Below are 24,790 nucleotides of genomic sequence, written 5' to 3'. Positions count from 1 at the left end.
GGCGATCAAATGACGACCTCATCCTGAGGAGGACCTTCAGGTCCGTCTCGAAGGATGGGCACCTTGCTCTGAACAAGTGGCCCATCCTTCGAGACGCGCACAAGTGCGCTCCTCAGGATGAGGCGTTTTTTCAAGTTTGAAGCCTCAGATATTCAGTTCGATCTTCCGGCCGGCGAGGATGACGGCGACCATGGCGTCATGAGCGGCCTTCGCGTCTCCGGCCTTGATGGCCGTGACGATGGCGCGGTGACGCTCGACGAACTCGTATGTTTCCTGGTCGTTGCGCTCGTTGGCCTCGGCAATGAAGAGGGAGTAGAGCGCGGCCTGAACGAGATCTCCAAGTGACTGCAGGAAGCGATTGCCGGAGAGCTTCAGGATCATCTTGTGAAACTCCAGATCGGCCACGGCCACGGCGGCCCTGTCCTTGCCGGTGGCAAGGTTATCGCAGAGTTTGGACAGGGTCACGCATTCCGCATCGGTTGCGCGCTTGGCGGCGCTGCCTGCCGCCGCCGGTTCGAAGATCAGGCGGATCTCGAACAGGTCTTCCAGAAACGGACGCTGGTTGTTGAGCGCGGCGTGCCAGCGCAGGACGTCCGGATCGAACATGTTCCATTCGGATGCGGGCCGGACATGGGTTCCAACCTTGGCTTTCGACTGGATCAGGCCTTTTGCGATCAGCGTCTTCTTCGCTTCCCGCACCACCGTGCGCGAGACGTCGAACATTTCCGAAATGTCCGGGTCCAGGGGGATCATCGTTTCCGGCGGATACTCACCTGCAACGATGGCTCTTCCCAGTTGCTCGACAACCTGATCGGTATGGTTTCCGATCTGGCTTCCCAACCCGCCGGTGGCGACGAAGGTCATGATTGCGCGGCGAACTCTGTCGCTGGTTTTCTGCGCAGTGTCGTTGCCCAAGTGAGTCCCTTCTGAAGCAAGATGAAGCCGAAGAGCAAACCGCCGATCACGATCTTTGTCCACCAGCTCGAAAGCGTTCCGTCGAACACGATAAAGGTTTGTATCAACCCCATGATCAAAATGCCAAAGAATGTGCCTGCGACAAAACCAGTGCCGCCGGTAAGCAATGTGCCGCCGATCACCACCGCCGCGATGGCGTCGAGTTCCACCCCGACCGTCGCCAGTGAATAGCCGGCGGACGTGTAGAGAGAGAAGATGATCCCGGCAAGTCCGGCAAGGCCGCCTGACGTTGCGTAGATGCCGATGGTGGTCCTTGCCAGGGGAACGCCCATCAGCCGGGCGGTCGACAGCCCGCCGCCAAGTGCATAGACATTCTGGCCGAAGCGGGTGCGGTGGGCGACGATGATGCCGATGAGGAAGGTCAGCAGCATGATCATGCCGGTGAGCCGGAAACGTCCGCCGCCCGGAGCCTTCCAGTAAAGCGACTGCAGTGTGTCGTAGAACTCGTGGGTGATCGGCACGCTGTCGGTCGACAGCACATAGGCCGCGCCGCGGGCCAGGAACATGCCTGCCAGCGTGACGATGAAGGGCGGCATCTCCAGATAGTGGATCATCGCCCCCATCGCCGCGCCGAAGGAAATGGTGATCGCCAGTACCAGGACAAAGGCGACCAGCGGATGGATCGAGGTATCCCTCAGGATCACAGCCAGAAAGACGCCGGTAAAGGCGATCACCGAGCCGACCGAAAGATCGATGCCCCCCGAAAGGATCACGAAGGTCATGCCGACGGCGGCTATTCCAAGAAAGGCGTTGTCTGTCAGAAGGTTCGCGACGACCCGTGTTGACAGCATCGCCGGGTATTGCGACGCGCACAGCGTATAGGCCAGCACGAAAGTCGCGATGGTGATCAGAAGCGGCAGATGAGTGGAGCGGATCATTGCGGGCTTTCTTTCGCTTCCTTGATGGGGTCGGACGGCTGGGGCTCCGCGGAAGCCCGCAAGATGTAGAGCGCGTGTTTCACGGTTGGAGACTGGATGACCAGGATCGCGATGATGATCAGTGCCTTGATGACCAGATTGAATTCAGGCGGCATGCCGGACAGAAGGATCACCGAATTGACCGACTGGATGATCAGGGCTCCGAGCAGCGACGCCATGATCGAAAAACGCCCGCCAAGCAGCGAGTTGCCGCCAATGACCACCGCAAGGATGGCATCAAGTTCGAGCCAGAGACCGGCATTGTTGGCATCTGCCCCCTTGATATCCGCCGCGACGATAACGCCGGCCAGGGCCGCGCAGACACCGGAAATCAGATAGACCGAGATGATGAGCACGCGGCTGTTGATGCCCGCAAGGCGCGAAGAGCTCTCGTTGATGCCGATTGCCTCGATCAGCATGCCAAGCGCTGTCTTGCGGACCACGGCCGCAACCGCGAGCCCAAGCCCGATCCAGATCAGGATCGGGGTCGGAATGCCCAGGATCGTGCCGGCGCCCAGGTGGATGAGCCCAGGATCCAGGAAGGTCAGGATCGTTCCCTCCGTCACCAGCTGCGCAATGCCACGGCCGGCGACCATCAGCACAAGCGTTGCGACGATCGGCTGAATGCGCAGGACAGCAACCAGAACGCCGTTCCACAGGCCGCAGATCGCACCGACGGCAAGCGCACCGGTAAGGGCGACGTGCCAGCCGTGTCCATCCACGGCAAGGGAAGCGGCAACCGCACCGGCAATTGCCATGACGGCGCCAACCGACAGATCGATGCCTCTGGTCGCGATGACCAGTGTCATGCCGATGCACAGAAGGGCGGTTGGCGCGCCACGATTGAGCACGTCAATCAGATTGCCGAAGAGGCGCCCGTTCTGGAATTCTATCCGGAAGAAATCCGGGAATACCATGAAGTTCAACATCAGAACGGCAGCCAGGATGATCAGCTGCGGGGTGATCCGCCGGAGGGTGTTGTGAACATGTGCGGTCATCAAACGGCCTCCGCCATGGGTTCGTCGGCAATGGCCGCGACAATGTTGGAAGTCGTGATGTCGTCACCGGCAAGTTCGCATACCTGACGCCGGTCACGCAGCACGATCACCCGGGTGGAATAGGCGACGAGTTCTTCCAGCTCGGACGAGGCCACAAGAAGCGCCATGCCGTCTTCGCGCAGCTTCTCGATAAGGGCGATGATTTCCGCGTGGGCGCCGACATCGATGCCGCGTGTCGGTTCATCCAGGATGAGGAAGGCCGGATTGGTTGCCAGCCATCTTGCCAGCAGTGCCTTCTGCTGATTGCCGCCAGAAAGCAGGCGGATCGGCATGTCCAGGCTGGCGAGGCGAATGTCGAGGGCCTTCACATAGGCTTCCGCCAGTTCGTTGACCTTTGCCTTCGGGAGTGGCCGGAACCAGCCCTGTCGGGCCTGCAGAGCCAGAATGATATTCTCCCGCACGGAAAGATCGCCGACGATACCGTCGCTCTTCCGGTCTTCCGGACAGAGCGCAAACCGGTGCGCGACGGCCTCACGCGGGTTCTTGATGGTGACTTTCTTGCCTTCCAGCAGCGCTTCGCCCTGGTCAGCCTGCACGGCGCCAAAGATGATTTCGGCAGTTTCCGTACGTCCGGACCCCAGAAGCCCGGCCAGGCCGACGACTTCGCCCTTGCGCACGGTCAGGTCAAACGGCGTGATCATGCCGCGTTTGCCGAAGTTCGTCAGCTCTATCAATGTGTCACCGGTTGCCGACGGGGCGCGGTCGTGAATGCGATCTTCCAGCTGCCGGCCGAGCATCAGCGTCACGATCTCGGTCTGGGTTGCATCTGCAAGCTGACGGGTGCCAACCACTCGGCCGTTTCTCAGCACCGTCGCCCGGTCGGAGATCTCGAACACCTGGTCGAGGAAATGCGTGATGAAGACAATGGCAAGGCCACGCGCCTTCAGTTTTTCAATGACGGAAAAAACAAGGTCGACTTCGTCCCGGTCGAGGCTGGCTGTCGGTTCGTCAAGGATCAGAACCTTGCCGGAAAGCTCGACGGCACGGGCAATCGCGACCACCTGTTGTACGGCGACGGAATAGGCCGACAGCGGCTCGGCCGGATTGACGGAGAGGCCGAATTCGGCAAGCAGATCCCGCGCCATCTTCATCATCTTGCGCTGGGAAATGAACCCGTGCCACATCGGCTGGCGGCCGAGAAAAAGGTTCTCCGCAACAGTCAGGTTCGGCAGCAGGTTCACTTCCTGGTAGACGGTGCCGATACCCAGTTTCTGGCTGTCCTGAGTGCTGTTGGGCGAGATTTCCTGGCTGTTCAGGAGGATGGTGCCGGCATCGCGCCGATAGGCACCGGTCAGGCATTTGATCAGGGTGGATTTTCCGGCCCCGTTTTCGCCGAGCAGCGCATGCACTTCACCCGGATAAAGGGTCAGGTCCACTGCATCCAGCGCTATGGCCCCCGGAAAGAATTTGGATATGCCCCGGCATTCGAGCACAGGGTCGGTTACGCTCGCCATGTATCGGCTTCCCCCGAAGTCGGACTTCCTGAACCTTGAGATGCCGGGCGGCAGGCCGCCCGGCATCGGGATCGTTCTTAGTATCCCAGGTCTTTCTTCATCTCGTAGATGGCCATGTTATCATCTTTGAGCGTGTAGAGTTTGGACTCGGTCTGGATCCACTTCGGCGGCATCGTGCCATCCGCAAGGTAGGCTTCAAGCGCGTCCAGCGCCGGGCCTGCCATGTTCGGGGTCAGTTCGATCGTGGCATTGGCTTCGCCGTTTGCCATCGCCAGGTGGATGTCCGGAACACTGTCGATCGAGACGATCTTGATGTCTTCACCCGGCTTCAGGCCGGCTTCCTTGATCGCCTGGATGGCGCCGACGGCCATGTCGTCGTTGTGGGCATAAAGGGCACAGATGTTGGCGCCGCCAACAGCCTTCAGGAAGCTTTCCATGACGACCTTGCCCTGGCTGCGGGTGAAGTCGCCGGTCTGGCTACGGACAATGTTCAGATTGTCATGGCCGGAAATCGCCTGCTCGAAGCCCTTCTTGCGATCGATGGCGGGGCTGGAACCGGTTGTTCCCTGAAGTTCGACGATGTCGCACTTCTCGCCGGCAGTTTCATCAACCAGCCACTGGCCGGCGACGCTGCCTTCATGAACCAGATCCGACGTGACGGCGGTCATGTAAAGATCTTCCGGTGCGTCGACAGTCCGGTCAAGCAGCACGACCGGGATCTCGGCATCCTTGGCTTCTTCCAGGACTTCGTCCCAACCGGTGGCAACCACAGGAGCGAGCAGGATCGCATCGACACCTTGTGCGATGAAAGACCGGATCGCCTTGATCTGGTTTTCCTGCTTCTGCTGGGCATCGGCAAATTTCAGATCAATGCCGCGCTTTTCAGCTTCCTGCTTGGTGACAGTTGTTTCAGCTGCACGCCAACCGGATTCAGATCCGATCTGCGAAAAACCGATGGTCAGATCGGCAGCCATGGCGGTCATCGGGACAAACGACATTGCCCCGGCAATAAGCATTGCCTTGAGTTTCATAGGGTCTCCTCCACAAGGTATATTCTCCTCACAAAAATCATTAAGTAATACTTTATTACTTTTGTAAAGCGAGTAGCGTTGTGCGGTGCGAACGGGATGGGTAAGTATCTGTAATAATGAAAAAAATAACGATCTGGATTGCCTCTTTCCCTCATCGTTTCCGGGCCTGATCCGGCAATCCACGCCGATGCGGGGCCATTTCCGGGAGGCGTGACGAAGGTCAGGAAGAGGCATGGAAACCACTGTTGAGCCATGGCGCGACGAGGAAGGGATGAGGCTCATCATTGGTCCTCCCGCTCCAAGTCAAGTTCCAGGGTACGGTACACACCACCGTGTGGAATTGCCGAGAGCGGCAAGGATGTTGTTCTGTGGCCCTGCTTTCTCAAGGGAGCGTGCCCTGAAAACGACAAAAGCCCGGGCAGCAGAGCCCGGGCTTCGTAAAGTGCGACGATAGGCAAGACTATCCGTCCAGCTTCACCCAGGCAGCGTTTTTCGCCGAAGAGCGGACGCAGGCGTCGACAAAGCGCACGCCGGCAAGTCCGTCAGTGATTCCCGGAACCAGAGAGCTGGCGTCCTTGCCGGACTGGTGGGCACGGATGGCGTCGGCAGCGTCCTTGTAGAGGTTGGCGAAGCCTTCCAGATAGCCTTCCGGATGTCCTGGCGGCACACGTGTGGCCGAGGCGATGCTGTCGAGCATGCCGGCACCGCCCCGGGTCAGAAGCTGCTTCGGCTTGCCGAAAGGCGTGTAGTGGAGATAGTTCGGGTCTTCCTGGTGCCACTCGAGCCCGGCCTTGTCGCCATAGATCCGGATCTTGAGATTGTTCTCGTTGCCCGGTGCCACCTGCGAACACCACAGCATGCCGCGCGCGCCGCTGGCGTAGCGCAGCATCACGTGGCCGTTGTCATCCACCTGACGGCCCGGAACGAAGGACTGCAGGTCTGCAGCAAGGCTTTCCGCCGACTGGCCTGTGATGAAGCAGGCAAGATTATAGGCATGAGTGCCGATATCGCCCGTGGAGCCCCCAAGGCCCGTGCGTGCCGGGTCTGTACGCCAATCAGCCTGCTTGTTGTGCTGTTCCACCGTCAGCCAGTCCTGGGGATACTCCACCTGAACGACGCGGATCGTGCCGAGGTCGCCACTGGCCACCATCTCGCGTGCCTGCCGAACCATTGGATAACCGGTGTAGTTGTGCGTCAGGAAGAAGAGAGCATCGGAGCTTTCCGCAGCCTTCACGAATTTCTTGGCATCGGCCAGGGTCGAAGTCAGAGGCTTGTCGCAGATGACATGGATCCCGCGTTTCAGGAATTCCTTCGCCGCCGGATAGTGCATGTGGTTCGGCGTCACGATGGCAACGGCTTCTATGCCGTCTTTCAGCCGGGCTTCACGCTTGGCCATTTCCTCGAAGGAGCCATAGATGCGATCTTCCTTGAGGCCGAGCGCGCGGCCAGATTCAAGCGCTTTCTCCGGGGTGGAAGACAGGGCGCCCGCCACCAGGTCGTAGGCGCCGTCGATGCGTGCGGCAATTCGGTGAACGGCGCCGATAAAAGCATCCTTGCCGCCGCCGACCATGCCGAGCCGGATCGGGCGCGTCTGCACGGTGTCTTTTCCTTCGATGGCCATATCGCTCCTCCTGAAACTGTTTCTGTTCTATCGTGCCGCGCGCTGTAATCGATTACACGCGTTGTTTACATACATAGAAACCTCATACTGAGGAAGCGCGGATGCGCTTTTTCGAGGGAGGGGCCACTTGTTTTCAAGATTGCAGCCCATCCTTCGAAACGGACCGGGCGGTCCTCCTCATGACGAGAGTGAGAGGTGGCGAGCGTCGTCGCCGACCCTTCCAATTGTTGCCTCGTCGAAGTCAAAACTCTAGTTGATCCCGAGCATTTTCCGGTTGGCTGCCTCGTCACTGCCGCCGTCGGCGAAATCGTCAAAGGCCTTTTCGGTCACGCGGATGATGTGAGCCTTCACGAAGTCCGCGCCTTCCCGGGCCCCGTCTTCAGGGTGCTTCAGGCAGCATTCCCACTCAACCACGGCCCAGCCATCGAAATCATTCGCGGCCATCTTGGAAAAGACGGCTCCGAAATCGACCTGACCATCGCCAAGGGAGCGGAAGCGTCCGGCGCGGTCGACCCACGACTGGTAGCCGCCATAAACACCCTGACGTCCGGTCGGGTTGAACTCGGCATCCTTGACGTGGAACATGCCGATCCGGTCCTTGTAGATGTCGATATTGTCCAGATAATCCAGGCACTGCAGCACATAGTGGGACGGATCGTAGAGCATCTTGCAGCGGTCGTGACCGTTGACGCGCTCCAGGAACATCTCGAAGGTGATGCCGTCATGCAGGTCCTCACCCGGGTGAATTTCGTAACAGACATCAACCCCCATTTCCTCGGCATAGTCGAGGATCGGACGCCAGCGTCTGGCAAGTTCGTCAAATGCGGTTTCGATCAGTCCGGCAGGACGCTGCGGCCACGGATAGACATAGGGCCAGGCAAGCGCGCCGGAAAAGGTGGCGTGGGCTGAAATGCCGAGATTGCGGCTTGCGGCCAGTGCCAGTTTGACCTGGTCGACCGCCCAGGCCTGACGGGCGGCAGGATTGCCATGGACATGCGGCGCGGCAAAGCCGTCGAAAGCCGTGTCATAGGCCGGGTGCACGGCAACGAGCTGGCCCTGCAAGTGGGTTGAAAGCTCGGTGATCTCGACACCGTTCTCGCGCGCCGTTCCAATGAATTCGTCACAATAGGTCTTGGAACTGGCTGCCTTTTCAAGGTCGATCAGCCTGCTGTCCCAACTGGGTACCTGAACGCCAAGATAGCCGCAATCCGCGGCCCATTTCGTGATCGATGCCCAGGAATTGAACGGCGCTTCGTCCCCCGCAAACTGGGCGAGAAACAACGCCGGACCCTTTATGGTTTTCATGACATTCTCCAGAAATCGGGGAAGGTGAAGTGAGGTGAGGTGAGGTGGAAAAGGCCGGGGTCCCATCGCGAAAGACCCCGGCCTGCTACGTCCCGGAGCCTTAGAAGGGCGAATCCGGGAAGTAGTAGTTTTCAGCATTTTCCGGCGTGATCAGCGTCGCACCGAGAATGTAGCGGCCGGCAACCGGACCATTGGACTTGAAGGCGGCAACCGTCTGGTCCATGGCGGTGGCGATCATCGCCGGCGGATAGAGAACGTCGACCGGAATGAGGGTGTCACCATCCATGATTGCCTTGATGGTTTCCTTCATGCCGGCACCGCCAACGACGAACATGCCGTCGCCGTCACGGCCAGCCTGTTTCAGGGCGGCAACCACGCCAATGGCGATGTCGTCGTCCTGGGCCCAGACCGCGTCGATGTCCGGGAAGCGGGACAGGAAGTCCTGCATCACTTCAAAGCCGTCGTCGCGGTTCCAGTTGGCGTGCTTGTGGTCGAGCACGTTGATGCCGGAGCCTTCGATCTCGGCCATGAACGCGTCGAAGCGCTCATTGTCGATGACCGTCGGAATACCGCGCAGGATGACGATGTTGTCGCCGTCCTTCAGGCGGGTCTTCATGTATTGCGCGGAAACACGGCCCAGTTCCGGGTTGTTGCCGGCCACATAAAGGTCTTCGATGCCCGGCTGGCTGAGGCCGCGGTCGACGACCGTGATCCATGCACCGGATTTCTTGACGTTCAGCACCGGGTCGGTCAGCGGTTCGGATTCGAACGGCAGAACCACCAGGGCTTTGATCTGGTGAACGGAGACCAGGTCTTCCAGGGCACTTGCCTGTGCTTCCGGATCCGGCGAGTTCACCAGGATGAGATCGACATCCGGATAAAGCGCCTCAAGCCGCTTTTCCGCTTGTTCCGCGTGCCAGTTCATGCCGGCTGCCCAGGCATGGGTCGGGGTCGGATAGCTGACGCCGATCTTGATTTTTTCCTGTGCAACCGCAGCGCCCGCAAAGGCCAGCGCACCGGTTACCGCGATCACTCCCAAAGCTTTCTTCATGAGCATTGCTTCCTCCTTCAATGCTGCCATCTGGACGCACCTCTCCCGTCCGGTGCGATCCGGTATTTGAATTGGGGACGGGTCCCGGTTCGGTTGAAATCAGGTCAGGGGCTTACTTGCTCTTGCGGAGCTTCCAGTCACTGCGCTGAAGAAACACTGCGACGATGATGATCAGGCCCTGCATGGTTCCATTCAGGTAATTCGAGATCACATCGGTGAAGTTCAAAATGTTGCCGATCGTGGTGAGAATGAGGGCGCCAAGAATGGTGCCGCCGATCCGGCCATACCCACCCTTCAGCACCGTACCGCCGATAATGACCGCGGCGATCGCCTCAAGTTCCCACAACACGCCGGTGGACGCGGACGCCGAGCCGAGGCGGGGCACGTAAATGATGGTGGCAAAGGAAACGCACAGGCCCTGGATGACATAGGTAAGCGTCTTCACACGGTCCACGTTGATCGCCGAATATCTGGCGACAGCCTCGTTCGAGCCGATGGCCGTGCAATAGCGGCCGAACGCTGTGCGGTTCAGCAGCAGCCAGCCGCAGATGGCAACCGCGATGAACACCCAGACAGGGAAGGGCAGGCCCAGAAACGTGTCGTAATAGACGGGCCGGTAGGTTCCGCGAATATCGAAGTTGAGCGACAGGGTGCCACCATCGGCAAAGTAGGTCACCAGCGAGCGATAGATGCCCATGGTGCCGAGCGTCACGATGAAGGCTTCGATCTTGCCCTTGGTGGTCAGGGCACCGTTCACCCAGCCGGCCCCGATGCCCAGCACGATGGCAAGGCCGCAGCCGAGCAGAACTGTCGGAACACCGCTGCCCATGGTCTCGACGGCGTTGTTCATGATGATGATCATGACACCGGAAATGGCTGCCGCCATGGACCCCACAGACAGATCGATGCCTCCGGCGGTGATGACGAAGGTCGCCCCGACAGCAATGATGCCGATAAAGGCAGAGCGGGTCAGAAGGTTGGTCAGATTGCCTTCGCTGACGAAGGCAGGGTTCAGCAGAAAGCCGATGATGCAAAGGATCAGAAGGGCAACTGCGGGGCCAATCGTCTTGAAGTCTATGGAAGACCTCTTGGCCGGCTTGGCCGCTGTATCGTCAGACGCGGTCATCATGGTCAATGGAGTTCCTCCCGTTTCAGCCCGGCGGCGTAGCGCATGATTTCGTTTTCGTTGATGTGATCGCCGCTCAGAACGCCGGTGATATGGCCTTCGCGCATCACCACCACCCGATGGCAGATACCGATGATTTCCGGCATTTCCGAAGAGATGACCACGACCGAAACCCCTTCGGCGGCAAGGGCAGCGATGAAGTGGTAGATCTGTTGTTTCGTGCCGACATCGATACCGCGGGTCGGTTCATCGATGATGACGATCTTCGGATCGCATTCCATGATCTTGGCGAGCAGCAGCTTCTGCTGGTTGCCGCCCGACAGCTTGCCGACTGTGATTTCCTTGTCGCGGGCCCGAACGTCGAAGCGGCGGATGGCACGGTTGAGCGCGTCTTCTTCCGCTTTGCTGTCGAGACCGAAATTGCGGACGAATTTCGGCAGGGCGAACAGTGTCAGGTTTGGCCGCATCTTCTTGTCGAGAAGCAGTCCTTTTTCTTTCCGGTCCTTGGTGAGATAGGCCAAACCAAGGTCCCGTGCCTGCGCGACGGTCATGGGGCCGGTGTCGCGTCCAAAAAGCCTGATGGTTCCTGCTTCAAACGGAGCAAGGCCGCAAATCGTCTCGAAGACTGCGGTCCTGCCGGAGCCGATCAGACCCGAAAAGCCCAATATCTCGCCCTTGCGCAGGCTGAAGCTGACGTTGTCGACGGACGGCGCACGCAGGTTCTGGACTTCCAGAACGAGCTCTGCATCGACGTCTGCCTCATGCATGGGCGGGTAGAGGTCGGAAAGCTCCCGGCCAACCATCATCTGGGCCATCATGTCCGGCGTCAGATCGCTGGAGGCACGCGTGTCGATCCACTGACCGTCACGCAGGATGGTGACGCGGTCGGCAATTTCCTTGACCTCGTTGAGCTTGTGCGAAACGAACACGATGCCGACGCCGCTTTCTTTCAGCTTTTCCACCTGGCGGAAGAAAACCTGGGTTTCCTCTTCGGTCAGAACGGCGGTTGGTTCGTCCATGATCAGGATGCGGGCGTTCCGGCTGACAGCCTTGACGATCTCGACCATCTGCTTCTGGGCGATGGTAAGGTCGGAAATGCGATCGGTCGGGGAAATGTCGAGGCCGATCTCGTCCAGATACTTCCGGACAGTTGCCTGCATGGCCGCCTTGTCCAGAAAACCGTTGGATTTGATCTCGCGGCCGAGGAACACGTTTTCCTCTACCGTCATCTGTTCGGCGAGGTTGAGCTCCTGGTGGATCAGCACGACGCCGAGTTTCTCTGCGCCGCCGTTCGCGGGCAGGTCGGTCTGCTTGCCGTCGAGACGGATCTGGCCGGAGGTCGGATCATGAAACCCGGAGAGGATTTTCATCAGCGTCGACTTGCCGGCGCCGTTCTCGCCGATCAGGGCATGAACCTCGCCAGGGCGGACGTCCATGCTGACACTGAACAGCACGGGAACCGGCCCAAAGGATTTGCTGATGTTCACGGCCTCGATGACCGCTGCCGGAGCAGTGGTGTCCACGCTCATTCTTGTTCCTCCCAAGGCGCCAAAGCCCTCTTCCTCAATGGCGCCGTGCGTTTGATGTAAACGTTTTCATGGATCGTGTAAACCTTTACATTGGCCTCTGTAAACCTTTTCATTATGTGCAATGCGTTCTATACAGCGTAGATGGCGTTGCGATTCATGGACTTACCACGAGGCCGCACCGCAGCATGTCTGGAAATAGAAAATGAGCGAACCGGGCGAGCGGCCGGCGACCATTGAAGACGTTGCGAAACTGGCGGGCGTATCCATCGCGACCGTCAGCAGGGCCTTGCGCTCGCCGGAGAAGGTTGCCGAGAGCACGCGCAAGAAGGTTACGGCCGCCATTGCCCGGACCGGCTACACCGCCAATGCCATGGCGCAGAACCTGCGCATGCAGCGCTCGCAGATGGTGCTGGTGCTGGCGTCTTCCATTGCTGATCCAAACTTTGCCGGCATTCTGACAGGGCTGGAAAAGGCGGCAAACGACCGTGGTTATGGTGTCCTCATCGGCAACACCGAAGGTACCAGCGGACTGGAGCAGAACTACCTGCGTTTCCTGTCGACGGGCATGGCCGACGGGCTTGTCTTGCTGACAGGACATATTCCGGTTGCCGGGCAGCCACAAACACCGCTCACCAATCTGCCGCCGATCGTGGCGACCGAGCGTCCGGTCTCGAATCCCGAAATCAGCTATGTCGGGGTGGATGATGTCGCGGCCTCCAAGGTGGCGACCGAATATCTGATCTCCCTGGGGCACCGACGGATCACCTATATTTCCGGCGGGCCCGCCGACATCCGCAGCGATCTTCGCCATTCCGGATATCTGCAAGGGTTGAGAGAATCACCCGAGGCACTGCGCGACTGGCGCGTGGAGGGCGACGGCTCCAGCGAGAGCGGGCGTGCCGCCGTCGAACGGCTGTTCATCAAGGACGATCTGCCGACCGCTTTCTTCTGTTTCAACGACAACACTGCGATCGGGGTCATCTCGGCGCTTCAACTGCGTGGCTACCGCGTCCCGGAAGATTTCTCCGTGCTTGGTTTCGACGACATTCCCTTTGCCAACAATTTCACACCCGGATTGACGACAATCCGCCAACCCCGGCAACATATCGGCGAAAAGGCCATGACAATCCTGCTTGATCGCCTTGCGAACCGGTCCCTGGAAACGCGCTCTCATCTGCTCCACGGGGATCTCATCGTGCGCGAGAGCTGTGGTGGCATTTCCCGCAAGCTGAAGTGACGTGCTGTCGGCGTAATGCCAGTGCGCACTAGGCGCTGGCAGACCTTCTGATCGCAGTCGATGATCCGATAAGCGTAAGCAGCTGGTTCGTGACCGCCCTGGTTCCCATGTCACCTCCGAATTCCATCGGTCGCAACACGTTTTCTTGAAAGCCGGTGTCGACTGCGCCGTTGATCAGGTCTGCGGCATCGGCAAGGGAGGGCTTGTCCAACTTCTCGGCGAGATAGTCCAGCATCAGCGCAGCACTCAAGATCGCGGCCAGCGGGTTGGCCTTGTCTTCTCCCATGATGTCGGGGGCGCTGCCGTGGGCAGGCTGAAACAATCCGGTGGTGTCGCCGATCTCCCCACAGGCGGCCATGCCCATGCCACCCACCAGGCCACCGGCAAGGTCCGAAAGGATGTCGCCGAACATGTTTTCCATCACCAGAACGTCGAACTCCCAGGGCTTGCGCACAAGGTCGAGCGCTTGTGCGTCGACGTAATTGTAGCCGACAGGCACGTCGGCAAATTCCGATTTCACTTCGTCGAAGATCTGGCGGAAGAAGGCCAGAGAGGTGAACACATTCGCCTTGTCGACACAGGTGAGCCTGCCCGGATGGCCGCGCTCGCGCCGTTTGCGGGCAAGGTTGAATGCAAAGCGATGCAGCTTGGTGGTGGTTTTGCGCGTGATGCGCAAGACATCCTGCACTTCGTCATCATTGACTACGAGGCTGCGCTTGTGTGCTGCTGCAGAGTAAAACAGCCCTTCGGTAGATTCCCGCAGGATAACGAGATCGATACCGGCAGCGCGCGGATCGGCGAGCCTTTGCGGTGCGTTGGGATAGGCTTTGACCGGGCGAACACCCGCATAAAGCCCAAAGCGATCGCGCAGGCGCAAATGCGGCGAGATCTCCGTGCCGTTTGAATGCCGGATAGAGGGAAGGCCGATGGCCCCAAGGAAAATTGCATCGGCAAGCCCCGCGCGTTCCTCTCCGCCGTCTTCGATGTCGCGGCCAGTCTCCTTGAAGTAACCCGCCCCTGCCTGGATCTCGTCATAGCGGGGCGCGGGTTCTCCCGTGTGCTTCAAGGCTGTTTCCAGCACGGCAATGGCTGCTTCCGCCACATCGACGCCAATACCGTCACCTTTTATCAGGGCAATTTTCATGGGACTGTTCCTCAAATCCAATCAACGTCGTAGCGCTCGACGATCCGGCCGATCTGGTCCGGATTGAGCGCCGTTGCGGCAGTGCCGCGAAGCAGAAGGGCAAGCCTGGCTGTTGCTTCCAGCTCTTCCATGGCATGGACGGCGGCGGCCAGGTCCTGGCCGGCAACAACGGGGCCGTGGTTGGCCAGCAGAACGGCAGAACGACGGCCTGCAAGTCCTCGGACCGCGTCTCCCATTGCCGGATCTCCCGGCACGAAAAACGGCAGAAGCTTAACCTTGCCGAGCTGCATGATCCCGTAGGCCGTCAGGGGTGGCAGAACGTTGTCCGGATCGATCTCCGGCAACAGGGAAAGCGCAACCGAGTGGCACGAATGAAGATGCACGACCGCACCTGCCGAATGGCGGGTCTCGTAAAAGGCCGTGTGAAGCGGGATTTCCTTCGTCGGCCTGTCACCCGAAAGCAGTTGGCCCTGGACAGAAAGATGGCTGATCCGGGCCGGGTCCAGAAACCCCATGGAGGAGCCGGTCGGGGTAACGAGCAATGTGCCATCCGACAGACGAACGGAGAGATTGCCGGTCGATCCATGTGTCAAACCACGGTCGAACATCGATTTTGCCATCAGGCAAATCTGTTCGCGGGTAGTTGCGCTTTCGCTCATCGGCTTGTCTCCAGAACGCTGAGCGCCTCGGAGAAAAAGTTCGGGCCACCGAAGTTGCCGGATTTCAGCGCCAGCGCCAGCGGCTGACCGCTCACCTTGAGCGCGGGAACACCCGGCGCAATCTTCGGACCGATATCCAGCGTGTTTGCCCCGAGACCGGAAACAACGGCCCCTGACGTTTCGCCGCCGGCGACCACCATTCGGCTGACACCGGCGCTGAACAGTGACGCCGCCAGATCGGAAAAAAACTCCTCAATCACCGCCGCGCTTTTTTCCCTGCCGTATTTTTGTTGGGCAGCACCCACCGCCTCCGGGTCGGCGGAGGAATAAAGCAGGGGCGAAGCGTCCTGGCGAAGTACCCAGCCGGCGATTTCCTGCACCGACAGTGCCTTCGCCATCATGTCGTCGACAGTCAGTTCACGCGAGGGTGCAATGGCCTTGTAGCTCGCCACCTGGGCGCGAGTTGCCACTGAACATGAACCGGACAGAACCACGGCTTTGCCTGAATGTCCGGTCCAGTTGGCGACCGCAGGCGCGTGGCCAAAGTTCTTGGGCAAGCCGAGGGCTATGCCCGAGCCCCCGACAAGAAGCTTTCGCGCGGCGATTGCCCGCCCAATGGTCGCAAGATCATCGTTGCGGATTGCATCCACAATCACCATCGACTTGCCGTCGGCAGGGCAGGCGAGGTTGATTGCCGCCGGACCATCTGCCACGTGATCGAGGGAGACATGGCCGACTGTCCAGGACGTCTGACGAGCCAGCACCCGCCGGATGTCCGGGTCGCCCATCGGCGTCAACGGATGGTGGCGCATGCCGCTTTCGCTCAAAAGCCTGTCTGCGACGAAGAGATGTCCCTGGTAGACGGTTCGTCCGTTTTCCGGAAAGGCCGGGCAGACGATCACGCACGTCTCGCCAAGCCTGTCGGCAAGGGCTTCCGCCACCGGGCCGATATTGCCTTCGTCGGTCGAATCGAACGTCGAACAGATCTTGAAGACAATCTGCTTGCATCCCTGATCGGTCAGCCAGTCGCAGGCTCGCAGAGACTGGGCAACTGCCTCTGCAGCTGGGATCGTTCGGGACTTCAGACTGATGATGCCGGCGTCCACCGACGCAAGTGCCGGAACATCGGGTACACCGACATATTGAGCCGCCGTCATGCCGCCTTCCGACAGCATCAATGCAATGTCGGAGGCTCCGGTAAAATCATCCGCAATCACGCCCAGCTTCATGAGCGGATCCCCTTGAACGGACCACGGTCGAGACGGAAGATGTGGTCCGGGCCGTGTTGCGGAAAGAGCGTTCGCACCAGGGGATCATGTCCCGGCACAACAAGGTCTATCGAGCTGGCAAGGTGCTGAATGGTTCCAAAACCATCCAGCATGTCCTGCATGTCGACCACGATCGGGAACGGTTTGGCTTCGAGGAAATTCTCGTAGTAGTGCGCTGCGTCGGAAGCCAGGCACATCCAGCCGGCTTCTGTCAGTACACGAACAGCCTGCAATCCCTTGCTGTGCCCGCCAATGCGATGAACTGTAAGTCCTTCCCGGACTTCGCCATCTCCTTCATGAAAGATTACCCGGCCAGAGTAGAGCTTTTGCACGGCTTCACAGACATGGTCCGCGGTGTAGGGAGCCTTCATCGCGCCCTGGCACATGCAGGGACCTGTGGCGAAAGCCATTTCTGCTGCCTGCAGATGGATGGTGGCATTGGGAAAATGCTTCAAGCCGCCCGCGTGGTCATAATGCAGATGGGTGACGATGATGGTCGTCACAGCCTCAGGTTCAATGCCGAGAGGGGCCAGGGCCTCTACCGGATTGAGCCGGACAGGACGGCCGCGCCGCGCGCCTTCCTCGCCGTCGTAACCTGTGTCGACCAGAATGATCTCGTCCTGCTGCCGCAGCACCCAGATGAAGTAATCCATCTCGTGTGGCTGGTCGTGGTTGTCGTCGAACAGGAAACTGTCCTTGCGCGTGCGCGCATTCCTGTCGGCATATTTGACCGCGAAAACCTGCCAGGGGCTCATGAGGCCACCTTCGCGTAGGTTCGAACCGTTTTCTGCGCGATCATCCCGGCAACCTTTGCATCGAACGACTTGAAGTGAGGGGTTTGCAGATGCGCCTGAAAGGCGTCGGCATCGTCATAAAGTTCATAGAGAAACACATCGCCGGGGCGATCAGGGTCGGTGCAGACGTCGAATTGCCTGCATCCGGGTTCGTCCTTCAGGGACGCTTCGGCGTTTGCGATCATGAGCGGCAGAAAATCCTCCACCGCCTCGGCCTTGATCTGAAACACCACCGTTACGGTATACATGTTCTTCTCCTCAGCGGAACAGGTTCACCATACCCATCGACAGGAAGGGTATGTAAGTCACGGCGAGCAGGGCGGCGATTGCGGCTATGTAGAGCGGTGCCATGTTGCGGGCGATCGACAAAACACCGACGCCGGATATCCGCGAGGCAACATAAAGCGTTGCGCCAACCGGAGGTGTGAACAGGCCGACGGCCACATTGCAGGTCATGATCACACCCAGATGGACCGGGTCGACACCGAAGGCTTGTGCGGTCGGCAGGAACAGCGGTGCCGTCAGCAGGATTGCAGGAACCGGATCGAGAACGAGACCGAGGACCAGAAGCACGACGTTGACCAGCAACAGGAACATCCATGGTCCGGTTGAAAACGCCTGCACGAAACCGACCAGGATCTGGGGCATCTGTTCAAGCGTGATCAGCCAGCCAAGGACTGTCGTTGCACCGATCACGACCATCACCACCGCGCTGGTGACAAAGCTGTCGATAAGAAGACGCGGCAGATCGCGGAGTTTGAAGTCCCGGTAGACAACAGTTGTGACGAACAGGCCGTAGACGACGGCAAGGGCCGCGGCTTCCGTAGGGGTTACCCAGCCGGTGAAAATGCCGCCGAGGATCACGATCGGCATGAACAGGGCAGGGGCGGTACCGATGAAGGAACTGGTCAATTCCTTGAAGGTCGTGGTGCGCCCACCGGGGTCGCACTTGGTGGTCTTGCCGACATAGTAACAAACCGCCATGAACAGGGCGCCGAACAGAATGCCGGGAACCATGCCACCGAGAAAGAGATCGGCAACCGAAACGTTGCCGACAAAGCCGTAGATCAGCATCGGAATGGATGGAGGGATGATGATGCCGATCGTCCCGGCTGCAGCCACCAGACCGGCGGCGAAGGCGGTGTTGTAGCCCTCGCGGGACATGTTCTTGATCATGACCGAACCGATGGCTGCGCTGTCGGCAATGGCCGAACCCGAAATGCCGCCGAAAATCATGGAGGCGCCGACGACGACCATGCCGAGCCCGCCTGCCATGAAGCCGAAGGCAGCCCTTGCAAAGCCGATGATGCGCAGGCCGACACCACCGCGGCTCATCATTTCCCCGGCGACGATAAAGAGCGGGATCGCAAGGAAGTGGTTCGGCTCCACCCCGCCGATAAAATTCAGGAACAGCGCCTGCAAGGGGTAACCGAGGTCAAAGACGATGATCGGCAGGACAGCGGTGATCAGAATTGCCCAGACCAGCGGAATGCCGATGAAAACGGAGGTCAGGAAGACCGCAACAACGAAGATCAGGATCATGAGAGGGCCTCGCCGCCATCTGAGTGCGCTGCATGAGGAACGACAGGATTTTTGAGGTCGTAGACCATGTTGAAGAGATGGAAGATCAGGGTCAGTGTCATGCCGGCTGGCATGGACGCGTAGAGCAGACCGACAGGCCAGTAGAGAACCGTTGTCTTCTGTGCCCAGGTGTGGACCGAGATATTGACACCGGTGTAGATCAGGCTGAGCAGCAGGACGACGATGATCACGTCGATTGCGATCGACAAGACACGTTGACCCGTCAGCGGCACCAGTTTCTCGACAACTTCGGTAACGCGCATGTGCGCGCCCCGCGCAACCGCTGCCGCACAGCCGATGAAGGTGCTCCAGAGCAGCAGGAAGCTGGTCACTTCCAGCGACCAGGCAAGGTCGAAGCCGGCGAAGCCGCGAAGCCAGGCGTTGCAGAAAACCAGGGTGACGATCGAAAAGCCGCCGAGCGCCAGGCATATATCGACCAGGTGGCTGAGCCAGCGAAGCGTAGCCGGATAGTGATCTCGGTAATCCAAGGGTCGTCTCTTTTTGAAAAGGGCCGGAACCGCCGCGTGACGTGCGGTTCCGGCAGTTGAGCCCCGGAGCACCCTGCGTTCTTTCGAACGCCGTTCGGCGCTCCGACCCACAAGAAACGATCAACTGTTGAACGGGCAACCGGCTCGATCACCCGTGCGTTGATCTCGTTGCCTGATCAGTTCTGGGCCGGGAGTTTTTCGCGGATCGCTGCCGCATCTGACAGGATCTGGTCGACGGCTTCCTCGCCGTAGACATCCTTGGCCTTTGCGTAGACCGACTGCACCGCCTCGCGGAACGGTGCGATATCGGGAACGCTGACCATGGCGCCGGATTCCTGCATTTCCGTGAGTTGGCTTTCGACCGAACTCTTGACGAGGTTCCGGCTGAAGGCTGCGGAATCGGCTGCAGCTTTCATCACGGCTTCCTTGTCTTCGTCGGAAAAGGACTGCCAGGTCTTTTCGGCCACCGTCAGGGGCAGAGGGCTGTAGACGTGGCGTGTCAACGTGATGTAGGGCGCAACTTCATAGAACCGCAGTGACTTGATGGTGTCGACCGGGTTCTCCTGGCCGTTGACGATGCCCTGCTGAATGGAAATGTAGACGTCGGTAATCGGCATGACGACCGTCTGGAAACCGATGGCTTCCATCGACCAGCGGATCATGTCGTTCGGGAAGACGCGCATTTTCATGGACTTGGCGTCTTCTGGCGAATTTAGCGGTTCGTTGGTGGTGAAGCTGCGGAACCCGGCTTCCCACGTCGACAGTACCCGGAAACCCTTTTCCGGCAGCTTGGCGAATTCTCCCTGCAGCCATTCGGAATTGTCATAGAGTTCCCAACCCTGCTCGTAGGTGTCGACCAGGAACGGCATGGCGGTGAGGTTCAGCGTCGGCATGTGCGTGGCGTAGCTGCCCGTGGCCGAGACCGTGAAGTCGATGCCGCCAAGCTGCAGCAGTTCAATGGCTTTCGGATCGTTTGCGAGCGATCCGGACGAGAAGATCTGAACTTCGTAACGGCCGTCCGTATATTCCGCGACCTTTTCCGCAAACAGTTCTGCAGCCTGCTGACGGGATCCGCCAGGGTTGTCCGTATGGCTGAATCGCAAGGTTTCGACAGCCTGCGCGCCGCTCATGCCCATTGTGAGAATTGCCGCGCTCGTCAGCAGGCGGCTCAAGGATTTCTTGTCAAGCATTTCAATCTCCTCCCACGGCCGCTCCAAGGCCGTATCAATTTACACATTCGATTGCGTATACGCTAACCAATCCCTTGTCAACGACGCTAATGTCGACTATCAAAAATCCAATGATGGAATTGCCGCTTCGAAACAGGGAAAGCCTTCGGGTCTTCTGCCGATTTCAGGAGTGTGCGGGAGGACGAAAAAAGATGAACGACGGCTCTGCAAAAGACCTGGGCGTCTCGGACACGTTACGCGTTGCCTGTCTTGGAGCGGGCTACTTTGCCCAGTTTCACTACGATGCCTGGCGCAGGGTCGAACGGGTTCGGCTGGTCGGTTCCTGTGATCAGGATCCCGCGAAGGCGAAGGCCACTGGACTGACTGCCTTCAGTGATCTGGAGTGCATGCTGAAGATGGCGAAACCCGATCTGCTGGACATCATCACGCCGCCGCCGACGCATTTCAGCGCCATCGAGCTTGCCATCCGGAAGGGGGTGAAGACGATCATCTGTCAGAAACCGTTCTGTACCTCGCTCGAGGAAGCCCGGAAGGCAACGAAGCTGGCAGAAGAAGCCGGCGTGATCATCGTCATCCATGAAAACTTCCGCTTCCAGCCCTGGTACCGGACAATCCGACAGGCTCTGGAACGGCAACTGCTTGGCGATTTGCTTCAGGTAACTTTCCGGCTGCGCACTGGGGACGGGCAGGGGCCGAAGGCCTATCTGGACCGGCAGCCGTATTTTCAGGAAATGCCCAGGTTGCTGATCCATGAGACCGGCGTTCACTGGATCGATACGTTTCGCTACCTGATCGGTGAGCCCGAGGCGGTCTATGCGGATCTTCGCAGGCTCAACCCGGCCATCAAGGGAGAGGACGCCGGCTATTTCATTTTCGACTATTCAAACGGGGTGAGAGCGCTCTTCGACGGCAACAGACTTCTGGACCACGCCGCCGAAAATTGCAGAACCACACTTGGTGAAGCTCTGTTGGAGGGCACTCGGGGAACGCTGACATTGAAAGGCGACGGCTCGGTGCGCTTGCGTCATTTCGGCGACAAGGACGAAACTCTTCTGCTGGCGGCACAGGATTGGCCTGGCTTTGGCGGCGATTGCGTCAAGAATCTGATAAGCCATGTTGTAGACGGTCTCCTGGATGGACAGCCGCTGGAAAACGAGGCGCGGAGCTACCTGAAGGTGATTGCAATCGAACAGGCCATCTATGAGTCGGACCGCAAGGGGCAGAAAATCCGGGAGTTTGACTGTGCTTGAGGCTCCGAAACAAAAGACCATCACCACGCAGGCCATGGAGCAGATCCGCCAGCTCATTTTCGACGGTGAACTGGCGGCCGGCTCCGATCATCTCGAAAGCGAACTTGCCGACCGGCTTGGCATGTCCCGCACACCGGTGCGCGAGGCAACCTTGATGCTGGCCCAGCAAGGCCTTCTGGAGGTGCGACCACGCAAGGGTGTTCGCATCGCCACCTTGTCGTTGAAGGACATGGAGGAAATCTACGCCATCCTGACCGAACTGGAGAGCCTTGCTGCCGAAGAAGCCGCTGAAAAAGGCTATTCGGAAACGGATCTTGCGGATCTCAAGCAGGCGATCGAGGCCATGGAAGATGCATTGGAGCGTGAGGACCGGGAAGCCTGGGCGATAGCCGATGATGCCTTCCACACGGAGCTTGTCCGCCTCGGTGGCAACTCGCGTGTCCAGTCCATCGTCTCGATGATGTCCAATCAGGTGCGCCGGGCACGCGCTATGACGCTTTACATTCGCCCGCTGCCGGTCAAGTCCAACGAAGACCACCGGGCTGTCTTCGACGCGATCCGCAAGGGCGACGCCCAGGCAGCACGCCAGCGCCATCATCTTCATCGCCAGGATGCCCGCGAGGTGCTGATCGAGCTTCTGAAAAAGCACAAGCTGTTTCAGCTCTGAGCTTCACTCGGATGTATTTCTCTCGTCAGGCTCAACGATAACGGCGTAGGAGGGGTGGCAACAGGTGGCAGTGCCTACCCGCCTTGCCAGACCTTGATCGCCTCGACCGGGTAGATCAGCATCAGAACGTTCAGCGTCAGATTGTCCTTTATCACCCAGAGCGCGAGCAGTTCGAAGGCAATCCCAACCAGGATCGTCACCCAGACCGGCATGCGCCAGGCAAAGAAGAAGCCGGCGAGCATCCAGAGTATATCGAAGACGGAATTCAGGACACTGTCACCGGTGTAACCAACGGCAATGGTCGCTTCGCGGTACCGGTCGATGATCCAGGGGCTGTTCTCGACGATTTCCCAGGCTGCTTCGATGAAGATCGCTCCGAGCGCGCGCTCACCGACGGAACTGTGTCTGAAAACCAGCCACAGGAACAGATAGAACAGGAAGCCGTGGATGATATGCGAGGGCGTGTACCAGTCGGCGATATGTTGCGAGGAACCGGCGACATCGCTGGCCGGTGTCCACAACAAGACATAGCCGCAATCACAGATCGGGATCCGCCCCATGGCCAGGAGAATGGCCGCTGTGGCGGCAATCATCACCAGGCCGACGATCAGACATTTGCTTCGGCTCATGGGGTCTCCTCGGACTGTCGGGGCAAATCGGCGATTCTCTACTGGAAATCTTCAAGAATTCTCTCTATGACCTTCCGCCAACGAAACATCAATCCGTCCGGCTCTGAGTGGAAGGTTGCGCCCCGGTTTTCCCGGCGTGTTTGCGCGGCCCCGCCGGATTTGGGATCAGGAGATCTTCATGACTGGCCTAAACGGCACGGCGCCTTATCAGTCCCGGCGCACCTTTGCGATCATTTCACACCCGGATGCCGGTAAGACGACCCTGACCGAAAAGCTGCTGCTTTCAGGCGGCGCAATCCGGGCGGCGGGCCAAGTGCGCGCCCGCGGCGAACGCCGCCGTGCAAGGTCCGACTGGATGAAGATCGAGCAGGAACGCGGCATTTCCGTCTCGTCCTCCGTCATGACCTTCGAGCGCAAGGGCATCGTCTACAATCTGCTCGACACGCCTGGTCACGAGGACTTCTCCGAAGATACCTATCGCACGCTGACCGCCGTCGATGCGGCCATCATGGTGATCGACGCTGCAAAGGGTATCGAAACACAGACCCGCAAGCTGTTCGAAGTCTGCCGCCTGCGCGACATCCCGATCATCACCTTCGTCAACAAGATCGACCGTGAAGGCCGGCATGCGCTGGAGATTCTGGACGAGGTACAGGAGGCACTGGCTCTCGACGTCTCTCCGCAGACATGGCCCGTCGGGATGGGCTCGGACTTCTTCGGTGTTTATGACTGGCAGAAGAAGAAATTCCACACGTCCGACGGCGAGCGCGGTGGTGCCTTTACCCAGACCAAGGACGTTTCCGGTCTTGATGACGAGGTCCTGACCGGCACCGTGTTCGACCGGATCATGGATGAATTGACCGAGAACGTCGAACTGGGCGCCGAAGGCTACGCCGAATTCGACAAGGAAAGCTTCCTGGAAGGACACCTGACGCCGGTTTTCTTCGGCTCGGCGCTGCGCGACTACGGCATCGAGGAAGTGCTCGATTTCATCGCCGACTTCGCCCCGCCGCCGCATTCGCAGCCGGCGACAGGCGGGCGCACAATCATGCCGCAGGAAGACAAGGTCACGGGCTTCGTCTTCAAGGTTCAGGCAAACATGGACCCCAAGCACCGCGACCGCATTGCCTTCGTGCGCCTGTGCTCCGGCACCTTCAAGCGCGGCATGAAGCTGAAGCACGTGCGCGCCGACAAGCAGATTGCCGTCTCCGCACCGATCTTCTTCTTTGCCGAGGAACGGGAAATCGCCGACCTTGCCTATCCGGGCGACGTCATCGGTGTTCCCAACCATGGCCAGTTGCGTGTTGGCGACACCCTGACCGAAGGCGAGAACATCCACGTCACCGGCCTGCCGGCCTTCGCACCGGAAATCCTGCGCCGCGTACGCCTGTCCGACACCATGCGCGTCAAACAGATGCGTCAGGGCCTTCAGGACCTGGCAGAAGAAGGTCTGGTGCAGATCTTCAAACCGGATCTCGGCTCCAACTGGATCGTCGGCGTGGTCGGCGCACTGCAGCTTGATGTCGTGGTGGATCGGCTGAAGGCGGAATATGGCACTGAAATCGGCTTCGAAGCAGTGCCTTACACCACCGCCCGCTGGATCGAAACAGACAGCCAGACCCTGCAGAAGATGCTGGAAGGTCACCGCATGTCGATCGCCAACGACCGTGACGACAAGCCGGTGTTCCTGTTCAAGAACGCCTGGGAAATCGGTCACGTAACCGAAAAATTCCCGGACGTGAAATTCCGCGAAACCCGCGAGATCGTCTACGAGGCGTAACCGGAAAATCCGGCTCCAGCTTTTCTCCGTTCACTG

General features: G+C 59.4%; 23 protein-coding genes. 4 read left to right on the top strand and 19 right to left on the bottom strand.

The window, feature by feature from the left end:
* Positions 1 to 144: 144 nt before the first annotated feature.
* The 10 genes from HCG46_RS08555 to HCG46_RS08510 all read right to left on the bottom strand — a co-directional run bounded on the left by HCG46_RS08555 (position 145) and on the right by HCG46_RS08510 (position 12,067).
* The gene (locus HCG46_RS08555) at positions 145 to 915 is read right to left on the bottom strand and encodes a FadR/GntR family transcriptional regulator (RefSeq protein ID WP_208984467.1); all 771 of its coding nucleotides are present in this window, start codon (positions 913 to 915) and stop codon (positions 145 to 147) included.
* The gene (gene yjfF, locus HCG46_RS08550; protein WP_031268969.1) at positions 861 to 1,850 is read right to left on the bottom strand and encodes a galactofuranose ABC transporter, permease protein YjfF; all 990 of its coding nucleotides are present in this window, start codon (positions 1,848 to 1,850) and stop codon (positions 861 to 863) included. The genes HCG46_RS08555 and yjfF overlap by 55 nt, the downstream gene beginning before the upstream one ends.
* Positions 1,850 to 2,890 (bottom strand): ABC transporter permease, encoded by a 1,041-nt coding sequence (locus HCG46_RS08545; protein WP_055658468.1) that lies wholly within the window; start codon positions 2,888 to 2,890, stop codon positions 1,850 to 1,852. Before HCG46_RS08545 ends, yjfF begins: the two co-directional genes overlap by 1 nt.
* A complete protein-coding gene (locus tag HCG46_RS08540; protein WP_022999991.1) occupies positions 2,890 to 4,404 on the bottom strand; it encodes a sugar ABC transporter ATP-binding protein in 1,515 nt (504 codons plus the stop codon). Before HCG46_RS08540 ends, HCG46_RS08545 begins: the two co-directional genes overlap by 1 nt.
* Positions 4,405 to 4,481: 77 nt before the next feature.
* Positions 4,482 to 5,435 (bottom strand): galactofuranose ABC transporter, galactofuranose-binding protein YtfQ, encoded by a 954-nt coding sequence (gene ytfQ / locus HCG46_RS08535; protein ID WP_022999992.1) that lies wholly within the window; start codon positions 5,433 to 5,435, stop codon positions 4,482 to 4,484.
* A gap of 460 nt (positions 5,436 to 5,895) precedes the next feature.
* Positions 5,896 to 7,056: a Gfo/Idh/MocA family oxidoreductase gene (locus HCG46_RS08530; protein ID WP_022999993.1), complete on the bottom strand. Its 1,161-nt coding sequence runs from the start codon at positions 7,054 to 7,056 to the stop codon at positions 5,896 to 5,898.
* Between the two features lie 249 nt (positions 7,057 to 7,305).
* Positions 7,306 to 8,361, bottom strand: a complete 1,056-nt coding sequence (locus HCG46_RS08525; protein WP_022999994.1) for a sugar phosphate isomerase/epimerase — start codon at positions 8,359 to 8,361, stop codon at positions 7,306 to 7,308.
* Between the two features lie 100 nt (positions 8,362 to 8,461).
* The gene (locus HCG46_RS08520; protein ID WP_031268970.1) at positions 8,462 to 9,418 is read right to left on the bottom strand and encodes a substrate-binding domain-containing protein; all 957 of its coding nucleotides are present in this window, start codon (positions 9,416 to 9,418) and stop codon (positions 8,462 to 8,464) included.
* Between the two features lie 106 nt (positions 9,419 to 9,524).
* The gene (locus HCG46_RS08515; protein ID WP_022999996.1) at positions 9,525 to 10,541 is read right to left on the bottom strand and encodes an ABC transporter permease; all 1,017 of its coding nucleotides are present in this window, start codon (positions 10,539 to 10,541) and stop codon (positions 9,525 to 9,527) included.
* A 2-nt stretch (positions 10,542 to 10,543) separates the two neighbouring features.
* Positions 10,544 to 12,067: a sugar ABC transporter ATP-binding protein gene (locus HCG46_RS08510; protein WP_168685743.1), complete on the bottom strand. Its 1,524-nt coding sequence runs from the start codon at positions 12,065 to 12,067 to the stop codon at positions 10,544 to 10,546.
* A 202-nt stretch (positions 12,068 to 12,269) separates the two neighbouring features.
* Here HCG46_RS08510 and HCG46_RS08505 point away from each other — a divergent pair, with 202 nt between their 5' ends.
* The gene (locus HCG46_RS08505; protein WP_168685741.1) at positions 12,270 to 13,304 is read left to right on the top strand and encodes a LacI family DNA-binding transcriptional regulator; all 1,035 of its coding nucleotides are present in this window, start codon (positions 12,270 to 12,272) and stop codon (positions 13,302 to 13,304) included.
* A 28-nt stretch (positions 13,305 to 13,332) separates the two neighbouring features.
* Here the strand turns inward: HCG46_RS08505 and HCG46_RS08500 are convergent, their stop codons facing one another.
* The 8 genes from HCG46_RS08500 to HCG46_RS08465 form a co-directional block, all read right to left on the bottom strand.
* Positions 13,333 to 14,448, bottom strand: coding sequence for an isocitrate/isopropylmalate family dehydrogenase (locus HCG46_RS08500; protein WP_168685739.1), 1,116 nt, complete (start codon positions 14,446 to 14,448; stop codon positions 13,333 to 13,335).
* Positions 14,449 to 14,459: 11 nt separating this feature from the next.
* Complete coding sequence (gene otnC / locus HCG46_RS08495; RefSeq protein ID WP_168685737.1) at positions 14,460 to 15,107, bottom strand: 3-oxo-tetronate 4-phosphate decarboxylase; 648 nt, start codon at positions 15,105 to 15,107, stop codon at positions 14,460 to 14,462.
* Positions 15,104 to 16,336: a 3-oxo-tetronate kinase gene (otnK, locus tag HCG46_RS08490; protein WP_168685735.1), complete on the bottom strand. Its 1,233-nt coding sequence runs from the start codon at positions 16,334 to 16,336 to the stop codon at positions 15,104 to 15,106. The genes otnC and otnK overlap by 4 nt, the downstream gene beginning before the upstream one ends.
* Positions 16,333 to 17,130, bottom strand: a complete 798-nt coding sequence (locus HCG46_RS08485; protein WP_168685733.1) for an N-acyl homoserine lactonase family protein — start codon at positions 17,128 to 17,130, stop codon at positions 16,333 to 16,335. Before HCG46_RS08485 ends, otnK begins: the two co-directional genes overlap by 4 nt.
* Positions 17,127 to 17,417: a putative quinol monooxygenase gene (locus HCG46_RS08480; protein WP_168685731.1), complete on the bottom strand. Its 291-nt coding sequence runs from the start codon at positions 17,415 to 17,417 to the stop codon at positions 17,127 to 17,129. Before HCG46_RS08480 ends, HCG46_RS08485 begins: the two co-directional genes overlap by 4 nt.
* 10 nt (positions 17,418 to 17,427) lie before the next feature.
* The gene (locus HCG46_RS08475; RefSeq protein ID WP_023000004.1) at positions 17,428 to 18,711 is read right to left on the bottom strand and encodes a TRAP transporter large permease; all 1,284 of its coding nucleotides are present in this window, start codon (positions 18,709 to 18,711) and stop codon (positions 17,428 to 17,430) included.
* The gene (locus tag HCG46_RS08470; RefSeq protein WP_168685729.1) at positions 18,708 to 19,238 is read right to left on the bottom strand and encodes a TRAP transporter small permease; all 531 of its coding nucleotides are present in this window, start codon (positions 19,236 to 19,238) and stop codon (positions 18,708 to 18,710) included. The genes HCG46_RS08475 and HCG46_RS08470 overlap by 4 nt, the downstream gene beginning before the upstream one ends.
* A gap of 176 nt (positions 19,239 to 19,414) precedes the next feature.
* A complete protein-coding gene (locus HCG46_RS08465; protein ID WP_168685726.1) occupies positions 19,415 to 20,428 on the bottom strand; it encodes a TRAP transporter substrate-binding protein in 1,014 nt (337 codons plus the stop codon).
* A 191-nt stretch (positions 20,429 to 20,619) separates the two neighbouring features.
* On the opposite strand from HCG46_RS08465, the gene HCG46_RS08460 reads away from it, so the two are divergent.
* Positions 20,620 to 21,678 carry a Gfo/Idh/MocA family oxidoreductase gene (locus tag HCG46_RS08460; RefSeq protein WP_168685724.1) on the top strand — a complete coding sequence of 353 codons (1,059 nt, stop codon included), beginning with the start codon at positions 20,620 to 20,622 and terminating at the stop codon, positions 21,676 to 21,678.
* Complete coding sequence (locus tag HCG46_RS08455; RefSeq protein WP_055658487.1) at positions 21,671 to 22,345, top strand: GntR family transcriptional regulator; 675 nt, start codon at positions 21,671 to 21,673, stop codon at positions 22,343 to 22,345. The genes HCG46_RS08460 and HCG46_RS08455 overlap by 8 nt, the downstream gene beginning before the upstream one ends.
* A 74-nt stretch (positions 22,346 to 22,419) precedes the next feature.
* Here HCG46_RS08455 and HCG46_RS08450 read toward each other — a convergent pair whose 3' ends face one another.
* Entirely contained in the window at positions 22,420 to 22,974 is a 555-nt protein-coding gene (locus HCG46_RS08450; protein WP_168685722.1) for a DUF2585 domain-containing protein, read from the bottom strand.
* 178 nt (positions 22,975 to 23,152) lie between these two features.
* On the opposite strand from HCG46_RS08450, the gene HCG46_RS08445 reads away from it, so the two are divergent.
* Complete coding sequence (locus HCG46_RS08445; protein WP_031268973.1) at positions 23,153 to 24,754, top strand: peptide chain release factor 3; 1,602 nt, start codon at positions 23,153 to 23,155, stop codon at positions 24,752 to 24,754.
* Positions 24,755 to 24,790: the final 36 nt, after the last annotated feature.

Source organism: Labrenzia sp. PO1 (assembly GCF_012273635.1).
Lineage (GTDB): Bacteria > Pseudomonadota > Alphaproteobacteria > Rhizobiales > Stappiaceae > Roseibium > Roseibium algicola.
The sequence above is the reverse complement of the archived record's forward strand: the minus strand, read 5'-3'. Positions and strand labels throughout refer to the sequence as shown.

Coding starts and splice junctions, on each gene's coding strand:
- HCG46_RS08545 (WP_055658468.1), bottom strand. CDS start 2,890: ATGACCGCACATGTTCACAACACCCTCCGGCGGATCACCCCGCAGCTG.
- HCG46_RS08540 (WP_022999991.1), bottom strand. CDS start 4,404: ATGGCGAGCGTAACCGACCCTGTGCTCGAATGCCGGGGCATATCCAAA.
- ytfQ (WP_022999992.1), bottom strand. CDS start 5,435: ATGAAACTCAAGGCAATGCTTATTGCCGGGGCAATGTCGTTTGTCCCG.
- HCG46_RS08530 (WP_022999993.1), bottom strand. CDS start 7,056: ATGGCCATCGAAGGAAAAGACACCGTGCAGACGCGCCCGATCCGGCTC.
- HCG46_RS08525 (WP_022999994.1), bottom strand. CDS start 8,361: ATGAAAACCATAAAGGGTCCGGCGTTGTTTCTCGCCCAGTTTGCGGGG.
- HCG46_RS08520 (WP_031268970.1), bottom strand. CDS start 9,418: ATGCTCATGAAGAAAGCTTTGGGAGTGATCGCGGTAACCGGTGCGCTG.
- HCG46_RS08515 (WP_022999996.1), bottom strand. CDS start 10,541: ATGATGACCGCGTCTGACGATACAGCGGCCAAGCCGGCCAAGAGGTCT.
- HCG46_RS08510 (WP_168685743.1), bottom strand. CDS start 12,067: ATGAGCGTGGACACCACTGCTCCGGCAGCGGTCATCGAGGCCGTGAAC.
- HCG46_RS08505 (WP_168685741.1), top strand. CDS start 12,270: ATGAGCGAACCGGGCGAGCGGCCGGCGACCATTGAAGACGTTGCGAAA.
- HCG46_RS08500 (WP_168685739.1), bottom strand. CDS start 14,448: ATGAAAATTGCCCTGATAAAAGGTGACGGTATTGGCGTCGATGTGGCG.
- otnC (WP_168685737.1), bottom strand. CDS start 15,107: ATGAGCGAAAGCGCAACTACCCGCGAACAGATTTGCCTGATGGCAAAA.
- otnK (WP_168685735.1), bottom strand. CDS start 16,336: ATGAAGCTGGGCGTGATTGCGGATGATTTTACCGGAGCCTCCGACATT.
- HCG46_RS08485 (WP_168685733.1), bottom strand. CDS start 17,130: ATGAGCCCCTGGCAGGTTTTCGCGGTCAAATATGCCGACAGGAATGCG.
- HCG46_RS08480 (WP_168685731.1), bottom strand. CDS start 17,417: ATGTATACCGTAACGGTGGTGTTTCAGATCAAGGCCGAGGCGGTGGAG.
- HCG46_RS08475 (WP_023000004.1), bottom strand. CDS start 18,711: ATGATCCTGATCTTCGTTGTTGCGGTCTTCCTGACCTCCGTTTTCATC.
- HCG46_RS08465 (WP_168685726.1), bottom strand. CDS start 20,428: ATGCTTGACAAGAAATCCTTGAGCCGCCTGCTGACGAGCGCGGCAATT.
- HCG46_RS08460 (WP_168685724.1), top strand. CDS start 20,620: ATGAACGACGGCTCTGCAAAAGACCTGGGCGTCTCGGACACGTTACGC.
- HCG46_RS08450 (WP_168685722.1), bottom strand. CDS start 22,974: ATGAGCCGAAGCAAATGTCTGATCGTCGGCCTGGTGATGATTGCCGCC.
- HCG46_RS08445 (WP_031268973.1), top strand. CDS start 23,153: ATGACTGGCCTAAACGGCACGGCGCCTTATCAGTCCCGGCGCACCTTT.